Below are 14,896 nucleotides of genomic sequence, written 5' to 3'. Positions count from 1 at the left end.
CTCCTAATCGATTTGGTCTAAGATTTTGTCCGCATGCCCAACTGTTCAATTCTACTTGACGCTGACACCTATGTTATTAGGGTTCTTTTTTCCTCTAAAAGCAAAGGCATTTAGAGGAAATTATCAATACGATACACCTTTTTGATAAAAAAAGGACAGAGCATAAAATGCAACCTATCCCTTTTATATGTATTTTTTTGAGTTTGTCATACTTATGCTTCAGGCAAACTTGCAACTAACATTTATAAGTTTTACTTAGGATAAAATTGGTATAAATAAAATTTGCATAAAAATGTGTGTTGTTACATGAGCAACCATAGAATAGGCTAATCCATGTTTCCAGTACAAATAACCAAATCCTAGCCCACCTATTCCATTTAAAACAAACATTCTGATTAATATAGGTATAGAAATACCAAACAATTGAGCTGTTGCAGGAAGATGACCAGCTGCAAATAAGATTGAAGAAAGAACGATAGAGAATATATAAATCCAATGAGGTATATTCAAATAATCCTTAGATTTTGCAAATAATTTCCAAAGTATCCAAACCAAAAGCGACATCATGAATAATCGGAGTAGTATTTCTTCGACTATTCCACCATAAAGAATACTGGAAATAAAGTATACTAAGGAAAAAATATAGCTTGTCATTTCAGATGAAAGATATTTGGCAAAAATAAATTGATCCGAGAATGTGATTATTAATCCTGTTGCGAATCCAATGAGGATTGCTAATATCATGGATTTTTTATCATATTTAAAATTTAAATATAAGCTGACTTTTTTGGCTATTTTCAAACCAAAAAAAGATGCTATAAAGGTCAGTAAGAATCCTTGCATTGCTGCTACAAGAATAAGTGCATGTGTCGAACCAAGTTGAGAAATAATTTGTTGTTCCATGGACTCAGTAAATGTAGAAGTCTGGTAGACTCCTAAAAAAACACTGGCGATTAGACCTATAATAGAAAATGTAAGACTAGTTTTAAAATCTTTACTCTTTAGCATTTTTTTTATTTTTAACATCTCCTTACTTAAACTTATACGTTTGCTTTAATGATATTTAAGACAAATTTAGATTTAGAATACGTATTCTATTAAACTAATATATAATTCAAATTCGGATTTCTTAATTATAAAGTTCGCTTTTCTGCAAGGGTTATATAAATATCACATACTGGCTAATAGATTATTTAACCAAGTTCGTAATGCTTTGTGTTTATTGAATTATTAATTTCATCTACCCATTCAATTGCATCATCTAAGCCTAAAATAAGACGAGAAAACTTTTCGTTTTTCAATTGAATAACTACAGGAGTTTCCTTTCGCGTAACATTCCAAAAAATTTTTTCTCCATTTAATGTCCACGTTCCACTCCACTTGTTTGGAATTTCTAGACCAGGTCCTCTAAATCCTTTTTTAACATCTAATATATTTTTATCAATAGTCGCTCCCATTACATTAGTCATAGGAATCTCTAGTTTATTCTTTAATGACCAAACTTTATCTAAACCTTGTGGTAGTATAATTAAATTGTTATTTTTAATTGATATTTTATTCTCCATTTTATTCACTCACTTTCATTTAAAATTTTTGAACGTTCAATTAATCTATTTCCTAACAATTCCGATACAGAAGTACTACGTTGAGAGTAATACCATTCTTTCAAAAAAATTCTCAAACTACGGTCTCTTGCTGACAATTCTTGAAAACCTATTAGTAATAGATCTAATGTCGTATTACTATTAGGTTCACGCTCTAGATATTCTTTTAAAGAGAGTTCGAACATTGTTCTTTTACTTCCAAATTCTCTATAAAGGCTTCCCCTTAAAAGTCCAGTTTCCCTTTCTAAATCATCAAGAGATGTAGCTTCATATCCATGTTCTATAAAAATTTCGCCCATTTTAAGCAAGACTTGGTAAGTCTCATATTTTTTTCTTCGTCCCATAAGCTTATTTTAACATATTTAACTGTTCGGTCAACTATGAAATTGTTTTATAGATAGATACATTAAATTAGATAAAATAGTGTATTCTGAATCCTTTAACCAAAGGGATCTTTTTTATCTTAAAAGTACGGAGTGTGAAGTATAACTATCCTTTTTTACTAGTCCTTTAATATTCTCTTGGATTGGTCATACTTGTATTTAAGACAAACTCATATTTTTTTGAGAAAATATAACTTCACAAAAACTAAGGTTATTAAAATCATTAAACAAACTCCTAATAAAGTATAAAAAACAATAAGATTATAAAATCCTGAAATAATTGTAGCTAATAATAAAATAAAAATAAATATAGACATTCCTATTACTGAGGATTTGTACTGTATAAGTTTTTTTCGTTCATCATGCAGTTCTATATACAGTTTTTTTAACTGATCATTACTTTTTAAAGCTTTATTATATTTAGTTATAAAATAAATTGCACCTACTTGTAAAGCTATCAATAATCCTAAGTTATACCCTGCGACAAGATCGTTCATAGCATCTGGGACTCCTGTTTTCCTTGATAAATAAATATAGACAAAAAATATAATTGACGCAGCTAGTACTACTCTCTTATTTCTACTTTGTATTTCCGCTTTAAATTTTTCCATCTTAAATCTCCTCTATTTTTGTAAAATCAAAGACTTCTTCAATCGACATCTCAAAATATCGTGCGATCTTATAGGCTAAAACTAACGAAGCAGTATATTTTTCATTTTCGATTGAAGTAATGGTTTGACGAGTCACACCAACAGCCAATGCCAGTTCTTCTTGTGATAACTTATGTTGTTTTCGTAAAACTCTTACTTTAGATTGCAAAACTAGCCTCCTTTTGAATATAATTTGTATGAATATTAGTATAGCACGCTTTGCATTTTTTGTATAGCAGACTATACAAAAAAAGAGTGCGTTTTATCGCACTCTTTTAAAATAACTTTATTTAATTCTATATTCTATTTGAGTTTTACTCAATTCTTATTAAGACAAACTCCAATAATAAAAACTATTTCATGTTTTTATCTATTTTTCTTCTTAGGGTCTCCCCATTCCAATAATGTTCTATCATACCAAGTTATTTTATCTGGATCTGTTTTTTCATATCTTTTGATCAGTTGCATTAATCTTAGTTTATCTAACTCAATCTTTCTTTTTAGTGTATCTGTTTTGACATCATGAACATTTATGATAATCTTTTCATCTTCTTCGTTCCCAGTTAAATTATATCTCTCATCCTGAATTATTCATAGGTTTTCAGAAAATACCTTGAAATGTTGTTCTATCAACGTATTCTTTATTTCACTTTCGCACCCAAAAGGTGTGAAAAAAGAACCCCTATCTGTTATGGTTAATGTACTACCAACAACCATAGAAAGGGGTTCTTTTTGTACACCCAAAGGGTGCGGATGAACGAAACAAAATAGACTGTTATAACAAGGTTTTTGAAGCTTTTTTGAAAAATTATGAATTATTCAGGCTCTATGTTTTTCCTTATCTTTTAGACTAACAGAGTTTAGGCTAGCACTTCCAATAATTTTATTATCAATTACTGCTAAAATTTCACAAGAATTTTCGCTATCGTTTAATTTCTGGTAACTATCCATTTCTTTCTCTAAATCAAAATGAGATTCATCAGGATAGGTTGTTAAAAAATCTGTTTCACTGTGAGTTTTATTGAATAAGTGATGCAACTCAATTGCATCATTCGGATTCGCACTTCTAATAATGACATGTACTCCATTTGGAAGTATATGTTCGTAATAATATTTCATAAAGTTGTCCTTTCGTAACTATTACCAAGTTTGCTTTATTTTCCATAAAATCTGCTATTGTCGTATTATCACGTCTCATTATTAAAGATATATTATCATATTTTAAGGTTTAAAGTCCTGGAAGCTTAGGTGTTTTGGGTATTGGTGGTGTAGGTGGCCGCAAGCTTTCCAATTTTTGTTGAATTGCTTTAAATTCAGGGGCTTCTTGGTGTTTATTTAGAACCATTTTTTGCTCTATTCGTTCTAAAGTCGGTTGAATTTCTTTACTTGATACTTTACGATTTAATTCTTTTTCTAAGGTTTCTTTTGGACTAATAGAAGGTGTTTCCAAACTTGAATAGAGTTTCACTCCTTCTCTGTTATATAGCCTTATATCGCTAAATAAGCCCGTTTTTTTAAGCAATTCTAAATTGTTAGGTAGATTTTTAACAACAATATCATGTGCTTGCTTTGGTGTTGCCCTGGCTGTCATAGGTTCATCTGCATACATAGTTTCATACCGTTCAATTGTTCCTAAATATGAGTTGATTTTAGGTACTGCCATGACATACATTTTTGTTTCATAATCTTTGGCTTGAAGCATTGTTGCGGTTTGAATAGGAACGTCTGTTGTTCGTCCTGTACCTTCAATCACTAAATTATACCCTTTATCTCTCAAACGGCTTATGATCGCTTCTGTCATGCGATTAGAATAAGGGGTAACGTATTTTACTACGTCTTTTTCATAAAGTTTCACTAGTTCATCAAAATTAGGGTGCTGTTGTTTGAACGTATCATTATCAATGATAACAACATTTCCTTGTGTCTCTTCGGAAATTGCCGATCGCAAACTAGTTTTACCTGATCCTGGTTGCCCACCAAGTAAAAAAGCGGTTGGCGATTCAACCGCTAGTCTATTTTTAGTTAGTCGTTCAACATTCTTTTCTAAACGATCTTCAAATTGCTTTTCGGTGAAGTCAGTAATATTCGCCATGTTAAGCCACTTTCTCTTTTGTCAAAATTTGTTTTGAATATTGATTCATTGACCGCCAATACTCATGAATAGCTTGTAATTCTTCAAATGGTTGTTGAAATAAATCAACTTCTTGTGCCACTTCTAATTGATTTAAAAGATTCACTTCTAGTAAACGAGTATTTTTAGTATCTAGTTCATGGTTCAAAACATAGTTTAATACTCGATTATAAACGCTTGCCGATAATTCGTTAATGATCTCTATTTCAAATGTTTTTTCATACGTAACTGCCATTTCATTTTCACTCCTTTTTAAAGTTTATCAGGTAAATATTTCCGTATATATTCTTCTAAGGCTTGATCCATAACTTCTTTTACGTTTCCGCCATTTTTTGCTGTTTCAATTTTTATAATATGGTGTAAGTCAGCACGAACACGAACCGTCTTATCTCCCATTATATCTTTTTTTGCACTGATTGGTGTATCATTTCGTTTTGCTTTTTGTGCGCCTAAATTTCCCACAATCACTCACTTCTTTCTATTTCTTCTTATTCTTATTTTATCATCAACAATCACAAATCACAAGTGATTTGTGATTAATCACTTGTGATTTGTGATTCTATTCTTTTTCGTTTTCTAATTGAATAATTCGCTCAAGCATTTCAAAAAATACGTTCTCATACATGGATAAAACTTTTTTGTCATAGCCTTTGTGTTCTGTAATTCCATTTTTAGACCAGGTACTTACTTTATTACTTCGCTTGATAATATTTTGGAAAACCAAGTTATCTTCTTTATGTTGCTTGTACAGTTCTTCCAGGTTTGATTTTATCGTTGCGCTGTCCTTATCAACTAAATAAGGAACAAAACCGATCATATCTAGTCCAGGGTTAAATTGTTCTTGTAAATCAATCAAATAGGAAATATAGTTTTGAATGTTGTTTGTACTTTCTTCTTCTGCTTGTAAAGGGATCATAACGTAATCACTCGCCACGATTGCATTATTTGTATAAACGCTTGGCGTTGGTACAGTATCAATAATAATGAGATCATAGTCACTTTTTAAAGGTGCTAAAAGAGTAGCAAGCAATCTACTTTCATTTTCAAAAGTCCATGAGCGAGTTAATTTTGGCAGTAACATCAAATCAAACGTGCCAGGGATCAAGTCTAAATTATCAGTCAAATGAACAATAGAAGAAGCCAAGTTTCCATTTTTCAAGCCTTCATAAAAATTGACACGTGGCAATTCTACCTCAAAAGTTTTTGCTAAGTCTTTTGTCAATGTTGCCTGTAAGTCCTTATCGATCATTAAAACTTTTAAATTCAATTTGTCTGTCAAGTAAGCAAACATAGTCGATAATTTGGACTTTCCAACACCACCTTTAAAGTAATTATTCAAGATAATAATTGCTTCATTTTTATTGTTTAAAATACGTCTTAATTCTTCAAGTATTTTTAGTTTTTCCTTCTCCATAACTACGCCCCATTCTTTTTTTGTATAGTAATATTGTATCATTAAGAATCACAAATCACAAGTGATTTGTGATTAATCACTTGTGATTTGTGATAAGTGATTTGTGATTAATATATAAAAGCCCTGTTTAAAGGGCTTTTATGTTTATTTTGAGAAAGAGATAAAATCAATATATCCCTTTTCTCCGATTTTTACAACGGCATTGTAGGGCTTTTTCTCTTTGTTTTTGATTCCTTTTACCAGGGTTTCTTTTCCCTCCAGTAATTCTTTTACATTCGTTTTGGTTAGTTTTTTCTTTCTAAAATGTTCAGCTAAAGTAAACTTACATTCAGGATAATTTGAACAACCATAAAACGATTTTTTTAATACAATATTGTTACCACACTTAGGTTGATTGCATAGGATTTTTAAGCATCTCCTAACAACCCAACATCTAATCTATCACTTCATTTAAGTAGGGTATTTTAGTTTCGCTGTTAAAATCAAGCCTATTTTTATCTGTGGATGTAAATCCTACTAATATCCGATTCTCCACTCCCTTAAGCCATGCAAAGAAATTCTAAACCATATTTGCACCAAAAAGAGATTAACCACTAGCGGATCGAAGAAAAACACCTTGTCTCAGCTACGTCAAAAGATGAAATGTGAGTGACGCTAGATTCGTGCTTCAGCAATTCTAGGATCGAAGCGGTCTCGCAGCCCCTCACACAAGGCGGTTTTCCATAGGATAGCGCGAGATTCAATCACCACTATTTGCCAAAGAGCCCAAAAAACCGCTAGCCAAAAATCGGCTACCGGTTCTAAAAATGATGTTTATCCTTTTCGAGTCTAACAACTCGTCAGGACGAACAATAATTATTTTCTTGTTAACAGACATACTGCTTCCACATGGATTGAGAGGACAGAATGAATGTCATTTGTGTATGTCCGTTCTCGGAAACATATCCACGACACTTTTTGCACTATCGGTAGACGGGAACATATCCATAGGCTTCGCTGTTTTTTGAAAAACTGAGGTATGCTGTTAATTTTCAGTACCCAATACTGTGAATAACGTTACTCTCCTATTCACTAATGTAATTCAACAATCTTTCTAAAATGTCATGTGTAACTTTTAAGTTGTATTGTTCAATAAGGTGACTTTGCAAATCCATAACTAATAGCAAAGAATTTTTATAGGCTTCAAATAATTCTACCTTATCTAATCGAGCAGTGGTCTTTGCAAATTTTTTATAATTTTCAAGGCTAATTTCTTTTTCAAGGTTTTTACTCATGTTTAGCCAATTATCAGCATTTTTTTCTGCCATACGTATAAGTTGTAGTGTATTTTTTTGAAGTTGTGATAAGAGTTCTAATGAACGAGCATATTCTCCTCTTTTTAGAACGTTGATTCCCATCAACCATAGATTAGAGAAATTACACAACAAAAAATTAGCATTTTCTTCAGTAAGTCTATTTGGTCTTGCACCACTTATCTCTGATAAATAATTTTCTAATTGCCCTGTTTCATCGTAAATAAGCATAGCCTTCGTATCAGGAATATAACCTGAATCTTTAAACGAGGGGATTATGTTCATATCTTTTTCAGAAAGGAAATGAAATTCCCCACGTATAAGATTATCAAAAATAACTACCTCTGTTCCGTACTCATTTTTATAAAGCATCAAGTACGGAGCTACGTCAAACAACCAGTTGGATGAATCAAAGTTCGAGGTTATACTATCTTTCAAAAATATATAGAACTCTATATCAGAGTATTGGTCACCTTCTCCTTTGGTAAACGATCCATACATCATACAAGCTGTAATTCGTTCATCTGACTCAGTAAGATTCTTAACGTTTGCAATTAATTCTTTTTGTTTTAACATTTCTTCACCCTTTCATGTAAATATCTTTTAGTTATTGTGGCAACTCAAAATCTCTACAAACCTAAATTAATATTTTTCGTACAAATGTTATTGCAAAAAGCATCATCATGCTCCACAAACAATAGTGTAGGACAATATTCCAAAATCATTTTTTCAATTTGGATACGTGAAAAAATATCAATATAGTTCAATGGCTCATCCCATATATACAAATGTGCACTTTCACAAAGGCTTTTAGCAATTAGTACTTTCTTTTTCTGACCAGCACTAAAATCCACCATGTTCTTATCAAACTGCTCTCTATTAAAATCCAGTTTACGAAGAATCGTTTTAAATAGAGTTTCATCGATCTTATTATTATAGGCAAATTCAGATAGATTACCTTTTAAATATGAAGTATCTTGCGAAATATAAGAAATTTTTAGTCCACTTGCTAGCATAAAATTTCCGGTAAATTTAATATCATCTCCATTAATCAATTTTAGGATACTAGACTTACCACTCCCATTTTTTCCGATAATGGCAACTCTATCACCAATATTGACTCTGAAATTAAGATTACTGCATACTTCTTTATCTCCATAAGACAATGATAAATCATTCGCTTCTATTAAGCACTCTTTGTGAAATTCAAGTGGTGAAATTTTTAAGTCATCATATTGTTCAATGTTGTGGAGCAGTTCTGATTTTTGTAAAACGGCTTCCTGATGTCTTGACTCAATATTTTTGGCACGTTTCATCGCTTTTGCAGCCTTATGTCCAACATAACCCTTATCCAGTTTTGAACCAGAATTTGTTGTTCCATATTTACTTTTTTCTACTTTATTTGACCAGTTTGAACTACGTTTTGCTGCATAAGACAACCTTCCTATTTCTTTAAGGAGTTTCTTGTTTTCTGCCAGTTCAAAATTATCTTGTAACGTTTTGTTCTCCCACCAAGAAGTAAAATTTCCCTTTTGGATTTCGATATTCGTTTTATTGATAGATAGTATATGGTCAACACATTGATCAAGTAAGCTTCTATCATGAGATACCAAAATAAACCCCTTCTTGCGTTTCAAATAGTTTTGCACTACATTACGTGCATCGATGTCAAGATGGTTTGTAGGTTCATCAATAAGCAGGAAACAACTCGCTGTAAGGAATAAAGCTGCAAGAAGGACCTTCGTTTGCTCACCATTTGACAATGTATTAAACGGACGATATAAAGCATCTTCTTGAACATCAAGCAATGATATTTCACGAAAAATCTCCCAATCCATACATTCCGTACAAATACTCTTCATTACTTCAATTGTATATAGACTCTTATCTTCCACATCATAAGGAAAATACTCAAACTTAACTGTAGAACTTATATTGCCGGAATACGCATATTTGCCAAGCAGTAAATTTAAGAAAGTAGTTTTACCGCGTCCGTTTCTTCCAATAAAACCGAGTTTCCAATCTGTATCTATCTGAAAACTTACATTTTCAAAAATATTGTCATAACTTCCTTCATATGAAAAAGTTAGATTTGAAACATTTATTAAGGACATATATTTCTTCCTCCTTTACATTATAAAAATTTTATAAGCAAAGTCGGTTTTCGGCATTAATTACTCTATAATGTTATCCAACTCTGCAAGGATTTTGTCATGAATGACATAGTATCATTGTCTATCACGTTTATCTTCCTTTCTTTTACAAATATTAAAAGCCGCAAGAAAGTAAATTCTTACGGCTCAAAAACAAATACTATTATTACCTTTTGTTATACATAACATAAGGTTACTGTAATGTATTATTGAGTGTAGAATACTTAACTTTCTTGCAATTTGCATAACAAAACAAACGGTTCTATAGCCGTTTCTTTAAATATCTTATTATGCATCATATAATTAGCAAGAAAAGTTATACATTCTTCCACCTCCAAGTCGTTTTATTATATCATATTATCTTTAAAAATCCAATATAATTCTTCTGTTCTCTTTCTAAAGATTACCCTTCTACATCAATCTCGACTCCTGATTTGAATTCAACGGCGAACTTATCATGAAATACCGTAACTTTTTCTATAAGCCTCCTTACTAACTGCTCATCATATTCCTCTAACTCACAGGATTGTTCATTAAAGAAATCAGTCATTTCAGCGATTCGTTGCCTTTTTCCTTCACGCTCTGCATTTTCAACAAGTGCATTTTGCTTCAATTCTCGAAGGTGGTAGATTTCATCAGCCACATCTTCATAGTCATTCTTGGATTTTGCTTGGATAAGAAGCTGTTGTTGTAATTCTTCCAATTTGCTATCAATATCATTGGTGGCATTATCATTTTCTTCATTAAGTATAGTAGCTATGTTTTTCTGCAACGCCTGGAGGAAGGGTTCTTTGTTAGCCAAAAGTTCGTTAATAGCCTTGACCACTGCTGTCTGCAATGTTTCCTCGTTTATGGTAGGGGCAGTACATTCAGATCCTTTTTCCTCCAAACGGCTGACGCATCTCCAAACAATAGACTTGTAACCTCGGTTATTCCAGTGTACCCGGCGGTAAATATCACCGCACTGGCGAGCAAACTGCAACTGCAACTATGCAGGCACTTAATCTTAAAAGAACTACTTTCTATAAACTGGTGAAGGAAGTGATTGTATGATGACGATGTGTCCACGATGTTTAGAGCTATACAGTGAAATTTGGTCGAAGCCTTGTTGTAAATGCGCCGATAAGACCATTCCTGTTGATATTGAACTCATCAATGTCGTTCAGATGCTGCTCACTAGAGGCTTCGATGTATCTTATGCCACTTGTTACCCAGATAAAGAACAAGGTGAGATCGAAGCTATGGAAATTGAGATTCACTTTAGGGAATTGTATCCGCAGGCTCTCTTTGATGGTCTCCCACCTGACTGGATTGTAATTGACGAATACCCAGTTCTTGGCGGTAAGGTTCTTGATGAACCTGTTGATATCCTTACATGTGCAATCGAATATCGATTTGAAGAGAGCATCCATATTCAAAAGGATATCGCTATAAGCAATCTGGAAACATGGCTCGAAGAGAAAGACCCGCAATCTTGTAGGGCTATCCTTACATTGGCCGGCTTCTGAAAAAGTAAGACCCTCTCAACAGTAATGATCTGCTGAAAGGGTACTTTACTTTAATCTATGACCTTGAAGTGCCTTAATGCGTCTTTAATAGCTTCTACTTTATATTCTGGTGCTGGTTTATATGGGCGTTTTAGTTCTTCAACTGCGTTTGGTGCGTCGTACATCGGCAGGCCTAAGTTTCTTTTGACCTCTGCAATGTTTGCAGTGTGAACTTTGAAGCCGTACTTTTCTTCGATATACTCCTGAATAAGCCTGTAGGTGATACGATCTGGCTGGATTTTTCGGTCGTCTGCGTACTCCATTTTTACACTGATAAAATCGTCTGCACTTTTGTGGGACAATAAAACACACGTCTCAACGTGGCTCGAGTTGATGGCATTGATGTCTTAAGCTGATTTTTAACCCTTTCGTTCGCGGGAACGTATCAACGGTATTTTGATTATTTTTTAAGAAACTGATATATGGGGGAACATATCGAAGCAATCAATAATGCACATTAACAACTAGTCTTTGTTATATTTAAACTATTCGAAAAGGTAATTGGATATTAAGGGAAGACTCTATAGACTTTTTCATATGATTAACGAGTTCAGCCACCTCAGATTCCATTCCTTCCCACTTGTCAACACACTCTCCTAAATAAGCCTCTCTCGCTTTGTTGAGTAAAGTAGCATGCTCATCGGGTAATTGAGGTATCGCCCATTCAGCTGCCAGATCTTTTGAGCGAATTTCACCAGTAGATGCTGTCAGCCACATTCTGGCTAAAGTTAAAATCACATTGCGTTCGTCACCGTTAATGCTAGCTATCAACCCGGGCAACGATTCTTTAATTGCTTTTCGAATATCTGTCATTGGCACAGGCTCAATTACTTCTGTTGCCTTTGGTCCCAAAAGGTTAATACTATTTTTTCTTAGTTGTGCTAAAAGTATTGCTAAATCCGGATCATAAGTCGACTCAGGAATTTCTCCCTTTTCAAACTGCTCTCTTAGCCACTCGCCATACATAAATTCATATTTGGGGGGAAATGCCAAGGGACAATATCCTTTTGATTTATGACCGTAACTTCAAGAGGCCTCATATCTTTTATGTTTCCTATTTTCCCAGATATAAGCATTAACCTATTTGTAAGATTCCTTCGAGTTTTTTCAGATAAACTTTGATTTGTTATTACCAAAATATCTACATCGCTATTCATACGTAAACCACCCATTACTGCCGAACCATACAAATACACCCCAATTAACATATTATCAAGTAGTTCCGCTATAGTTTTTAATGCTTGAATTGCTTCTTTCGGAATTTTTTTGTTACTTAAATCTATACTCAACTTCGATCTCCTTTCGTCTGAAAACTGTTTTTTAACGCCTCTTAAAATTTATAAAAAAAGAGTAAACATCTTTCGTTGTATTGTAAATTAACGCCATCCAAAATTTTGATTCAAGATTTTCTTTCGGTTTATTATATGTTTGAGCCAATATAAGCTACAAAACTGCTGTCTATCCATTTTTGAGTAACCTCATTTATATCAATCCCAATAGTAGCCAACCCAATAATGCTGCAATCCAATTTCTCTAACAAAGCTATTAAAGCCTTCATTTGAGAACCTGTCTCTATCCAATCATCTACAATCAAAACTCTTTTGTTCCTCACAATAGAACTCTTAGATATTTCAAAGCTTTTATCTTGACCTGAATAGTCGGTAAAATGTGTCGAAATAATCTCTTCTTTTGCGTATGGCAGCTTATCACCTTTTCTTACTCCAATAAACCCCACTCCAAGTTCTTTGGCTATGGCAGTGCCTAGTATCCATCCAATTGCTTCTGGGGCAGCCACATAATCTACTTTATTTTGAAAATCCAATGATAGTACTTTTACAATTTTATCAAAAACGGTTTTATGTGTAAAAATAGTTAGTAAATCATATTTTCCAATTGAGTTACGAGGTAATATACCTCTAATTTCATTTATAACATCAGTACTTTCCATACATTTACACCCCTTGCTTATGGTTAATAATCTTTGCTAATCTTTAAAAATAGTCATTTTCAACATATTTTTTATACATGTCCTCGGTATATCTTGTTATGTTCTTACCATACTCTGGATAATCAAACCCCAGTAGTTCTGCTACCTCTTTGGACACTTCCCTGAACAATTGGTGGCATATAAATAATGACTTCCAAATATTTTCATAGGAATCCATGCGATATGTAGATAATAATCTATTCCATAGATCTTCATCAATGTATTTGTTAATATACTTATAATTTTTCCCAACACTTAATGAAAATTCTGTCTTTATCCCAACCTTCCACGACATCATCCTAAGTAGTTCAAACCGTAGAATCTGGTTCAGATGATCGATTGCAAACAGTATCTCTTTGCGGCACAATCCTTTAATAACATAAGGTGTTACATTCCAAAATTCATTGCAGCAATCATCATACTCCCTTGCGCTTGGCTTTCTTACATGATAATCTATATCAGTCGGAACTATGTCCCTTTTAATTCTACAATCTTTATCAATTAGAACCTTTATTAATTTATCGCCCTTTAGGTAATTATCTAACTCTTCCAAGGGCAATAAGGTAAGATCAATTTTATTGTAATCATCAAATAGCATAAGATAGGAAAATCCCTTTTCTTCAGGTGGGAATAATTCCATATCCTCCGGCTTTTGCATCATTATTATATTCCCAAATTGATTAAGCCAGTCATCATTAGATATAAACGGTTCTATATCACTTACAAAATATGTAATATCATAATCCTGAAATTCATCTTTAGGTATATTAATATTTGCGCGTGACCCCTCAAGGGTCACAATTCGAATACGTTCATCCTGTTCTGCTAAAGAAAGTACTAAATCCATCATTTCTTTTTCTGATCTCATTTACATACTCCTCGTTTATTTTTTCTATATTATTACATCTTCTTTTTTGCCGATACAATCAGCATCATTGGGCGTCGCATTTCATCCGCCATCCCCGGAATATCCATCATGTTCTCTGGCGGCTGTGGCTCCACAATCTGATTTATTATAAAACTATTTGAAAGCAGTGTATTTAGATATGTGGTCAGTGTTCTATGATATTTTGTAACCTTTTCTTCCAAAAACATAGCTGTCCGTTTGCCCTCATAATAATAATTGTCCACCGGGAAATGCAGTATTTCTCCTTTTTCGTTATAATACCAGTCTTGTGTTCCATGAGCAGTAAAAACAGGATGTTCAACTGTAAAAACTAAATTGCCACCAGCCTTCAGCATCCTATATATCTTTTTTATTAAATTCTCATAGTCTGCTACATAATGAAACGCAAGCGAACTTAGTATTACATCAAAGCTCTCCTCTGGGAAATCCACATCTTCTATGGCACAGCATTCATATTCAATCTGTGGAAAATGGGTTTTTCCTTTTGCTACTTCGAGCATTTTATGAGAAATATCAACACCTACTACAGAGGAAGCACCGTTTTCCATAACTTCTTTTACGTTTCCGCCATTCTTTGCTGTTTCGATTTTTATGATATGGTGCAAGTCAGCACGAACACGAACCGTCTTATCTCCCATTATATCTTTTTTTGCACTGATTGGTGTATCATTTCGTTTTTCTTTTTGTGCGCCTAAATTTCCCACAATCACTCACTTCTTTCTATTTCTTCTTATTCTTATTTTATCATCAACAATCACAAATCACTTGTGATTTGTGATAAGTGATTTGTGATAAGTGATTTGTGATTAATATATAAAAGCCCTCTTT

The 14,896-nt window shown here is 33.1% G+C and carries 18 protein-coding genes and 2 pseudogenes; 1 reads left to right on the top strand and 19 read right to left on the bottom strand.

All coding sequences use genetic code 11. From position 1 onward, the window contains the following. Nucleotides 1-255 precede the first annotated feature (255 nt). The 14 genes and pseudogenes from G7057_RS06490 to G7057_RS06425 form a co-directional block, all read right to left on the bottom strand. Nucleotides 256-1,026: a CPBP family intramembrane glutamic endopeptidase gene (locus tag G7057_RS06490; protein ID WP_166162147.1), complete on the bottom strand. Its 771-nt coding sequence runs from the start codon at nt 1,024-1,026 to the stop codon at nt 256-258. 167 nt (nt 1,027-1,193) lie between these two features. Further along, nucleotides 1,194-1,565 carry a hypothetical protein gene (locus G7057_RS06485; RefSeq protein ID WP_166162146.1) on the bottom strand — a complete coding sequence of 124 codons (372 nt, stop codon included), beginning with the start codon at nt 1,563-1,565 and terminating at the stop codon, nt 1,194-1,196. 5 nt (nt 1,566-1,570) lie between these two features. Next, entirely contained in the window at nt 1,571-1,903 is a 333-nt protein-coding gene (locus G7057_RS06480; protein ID WP_227004696.1) for a TetR/AcrR family transcriptional regulator, read from the bottom strand. Between the two features lie 254 nt (nt 1,904-2,157). After that, complete coding sequence (locus G7057_RS06475) at nt 2,158-2,598, bottom strand: DUF2207 domain-containing protein (protein ID WP_166162144.1); 441 nt, start codon at nt 2,596-2,598, stop codon at nt 2,158-2,160. A 1-nt stretch (nt 2,599) separates the two neighbouring features. Further along, entirely contained in the window at nt 2,600-2,806 is a 207-nt protein-coding gene (locus G7057_RS06470; RefSeq protein ID WP_166162143.1) for a helix-turn-helix transcriptional regulator, read from the bottom strand. 650 nt (nt 2,807-3,456) lie between these two features. Next, on the bottom strand, nt 3,457-3,756 hold the full coding sequence (locus tag G7057_RS06465) for a hypothetical protein (protein ID WP_227004551.1): 300 nt from the start codon (nt 3,754-3,756) through the stop codon (nt 3,457-3,459). Between the two features lie 109 nt (nt 3,757-3,865). After that, a complete protein-coding gene (locus G7057_RS06460) occupies nt 3,866-4,729 on the bottom strand; it encodes a zeta toxin family protein (RefSeq protein WP_166162141.1) in 864 nt (287 codons plus the stop codon). A 1-nt stretch (nt 4,730) separates the two neighbouring features. Then, a complete protein-coding gene (locus tag G7057_RS06455; protein WP_002326825.1) occupies nt 4,731-5,003 on the bottom strand; it encodes an antitoxin in 273 nt (90 codons plus the stop codon). A 17-nt stretch (nt 5,004-5,020) separates the two neighbouring features. Further along, a complete protein-coding gene (locus G7057_RS06450) occupies nt 5,021-5,236 on the bottom strand; it encodes a peptide-binding protein (protein WP_001835296.1) in 216 nt (71 codons plus the stop codon). A 91-nt stretch (nt 5,237-5,327) separates the two neighbouring features. Continuing rightward, entirely contained in the window at nt 5,328-6,224 is an 897-nt protein-coding gene (locus G7057_RS06445) for a ParA family protein (protein ID WP_193566075.1), read from the bottom strand. Between the two features lie 102 nt (nt 6,225-6,326). Next, a pseudogene (locus G7057_RS06440) lies at nt 6,327-6,572 on the bottom strand (topoisomerase C-terminal repeat-containing protein); the annotation flags it as partial. A gap of 674 nt (nt 6,573-7,246) precedes the next feature. Then, the gene (gene lnu(B) / locus G7057_RS06435) at nt 7,247-8,050 is read right to left on the bottom strand and encodes a lincosamide nucleotidyltransferase Lnu(B) (protein ID WP_002294514.1); all 804 of its coding nucleotides are present in this window, start codon (nt 8,048-8,050) and stop codon (nt 7,247-7,249) included. 53 nt (nt 8,051-8,103) lie between these two features. Then, entirely contained in the window at nt 8,104-9,588 is a 1,485-nt protein-coding gene (gene lsa(E), locus G7057_RS06430) for an ABC-F type ribosomal protection protein Lsa(E) (RefSeq protein ID WP_002294513.1), read from the bottom strand. Between the two features lie 442 nt (nt 9,589-10,030). After that, nucleotides 10,031-10,609 carry a recombinase zinc beta ribbon domain-containing protein gene (locus tag G7057_RS06425; RefSeq protein ID WP_088186203.1) on the bottom strand — a complete coding sequence of 193 codons (579 nt, stop codon included), beginning with the start codon at nt 10,607-10,609 and terminating at the stop codon, nt 10,031-10,033. 67 nt (nt 10,610-10,676) lie between these two features. Here G7057_RS06425 and G7057_RS06420 point away from each other — a divergent pair, with 67 nt between their 5' ends. After that, the gene (locus G7057_RS06420; protein ID WP_002325145.1) at nt 10,677-11,135 is read left to right on the top strand and encodes a hypothetical protein; all 459 of its coding nucleotides are present in this window, start codon (nt 10,677-10,679) and stop codon (nt 11,133-11,135) included. Between the two features lie 50 nt (nt 11,136-11,185). On the opposite strand, the gene G7057_RS06415 is transcribed toward G7057_RS06420, so the two are convergent. The 5 genes and pseudogenes from G7057_RS06415 to G7057_RS06395 all read right to left on the bottom strand — a co-directional run bounded on the left by G7057_RS06415 (nt 11,186) and on the right by G7057_RS06395 (nt 14,772). Next, nucleotides 11,186-11,437 carry a hypothetical protein gene (locus tag G7057_RS06415; protein WP_002294510.1) on the bottom strand — a complete coding sequence of 84 codons (252 nt, stop codon included), beginning with the start codon at nt 11,435-11,437 and terminating at the stop codon, nt 11,186-11,188. A gap of 217 nt (nt 11,438-11,654) precedes the next feature. After that, nucleotides 11,655-12,463, bottom strand: a pseudogene (gene ant(9) / locus G7057_RS06410) (aminoglycoside nucleotidyltransferase ANT(9)). 131 nt (nt 12,464-12,594) lie between these two features. Then, a complete protein-coding gene (locus tag G7057_RS06405) occupies nt 12,595-13,122 on the bottom strand; it encodes a phosphoribosyltransferase family protein (RefSeq protein ID WP_002294507.1) in 528 nt (175 codons plus the stop codon). 43 nt (nt 13,123-13,165) lie between these two features. Continuing rightward, nucleotides 13,166-14,029, bottom strand: a complete 864-nt coding sequence (locus tag G7057_RS06400; RefSeq protein ID WP_002294505.1) for an aminoglycoside nucleotidyltransferase ANT(6)-Ia — start codon at nt 14,027-14,029, stop codon at nt 13,166-13,168. 32 nt (nt 14,030-14,061) lie between these two features. Next, complete coding sequence (locus tag G7057_RS06395; protein ID WP_193566074.1) at nt 14,062-14,772, bottom strand: methyltransferase domain-containing protein; 711 nt, start codon at nt 14,770-14,772, stop codon at nt 14,062-14,064. Between the last annotated feature and the right edge of the window lie 124 nt (nt 14,773-14,896).

The organism is Jeotgalibaca arthritidis, from assembly GCF_011100465.1.
In the GTDB taxonomy this organism is placed as follows: domain Bacteria; phylum Bacillota; class Bacilli; order Lactobacillales; family Aerococcaceae; genus Jeotgalibaca; species Jeotgalibaca arthritidis.
Note: the sequence above shows the minus strand (reverse complement) of the source record. Positions and strands in the feature narration are given on the sequence as shown.

What these genes read in the sequence shown, in the direction of transcription:
- G7057_RS06420 (WP_002325145.1), top strand. Translation starts at nt 10,677, where the DNA reads ATGATGACGATGTGTCCACGATGTTTAGAGCTATACAGTGAAATTTGG.
- G7057_RS06475 (WP_166162144.1), bottom strand. Translation starts at nt 2,598, where the DNA reads ATGGAAAAATTTAAAGCGGAAATACAAAGTAGAAATAAGAGAGTAGTA.
- G7057_RS06400 (WP_002294505.1), bottom strand. Translation starts at nt 14,029, where the DNA reads ATGAGATCAGAAAAAGAAATGATGGATTTAGTACTTTCTTTAGCAGAA.
- G7057_RS06485 (WP_166162146.1), bottom strand. Translation starts at nt 1,565, where the DNA reads ATGGAGAATAAAATATCAATTAAAAATAACAATTTAATTATACTACCA.
- G7057_RS06480 (WP_227004696.1), bottom strand. Translation starts at nt 1,903, where the DNA reads ATGGGCGAAATTTTTATAGAACATGGATATGAAGCTACATCTCTTGAT.
- G7057_RS06490 (WP_166162147.1), bottom strand. Translation starts at nt 1,026, where the DNA reads ATGTTAAAAATAAAAAAAATGCTAAAGAGTAAAGATTTTAAAACTAGT.
- G7057_RS06460 (WP_166162141.1), bottom strand. Translation starts at nt 4,729, where the DNA reads ATGGCGAATATTACTGACTTCACCGAAAAGCAATTTGAAGATCGTTTA.
- G7057_RS06455 (WP_002326825.1), bottom strand. Translation starts at nt 5,003, where the DNA reads ATGGCAGTTACGTATGAAAAAACATTTGAAATAGAGATCATTAACGAA.
- G7057_RS06405 (WP_002294507.1), bottom strand. Translation starts at nt 13,122, where the DNA reads ATGGAAAGTACTGATGTTATAAATGAAATTAGAGGTATATTACCTCGT.
- G7057_RS06465 (WP_227004551.1), bottom strand. Translation starts at nt 3,756, where the DNA reads ATGAAATATTATTACGAACATATACTTCCAAATGGAGTACATGTCATT.
- G7057_RS06445 (WP_193566075.1), bottom strand. Translation starts at nt 6,224, where the DNA reads ATGATACAATATTACTATACAAAAAAAGAATGGGGCGTAGTTATGGAG.
- G7057_RS06415 (WP_002294510.1), bottom strand. Translation starts at nt 11,437, where the DNA reads ATGGAGTACGCAGACGACCGAAAAATCCAGCCAGATCGTATCACCTAC.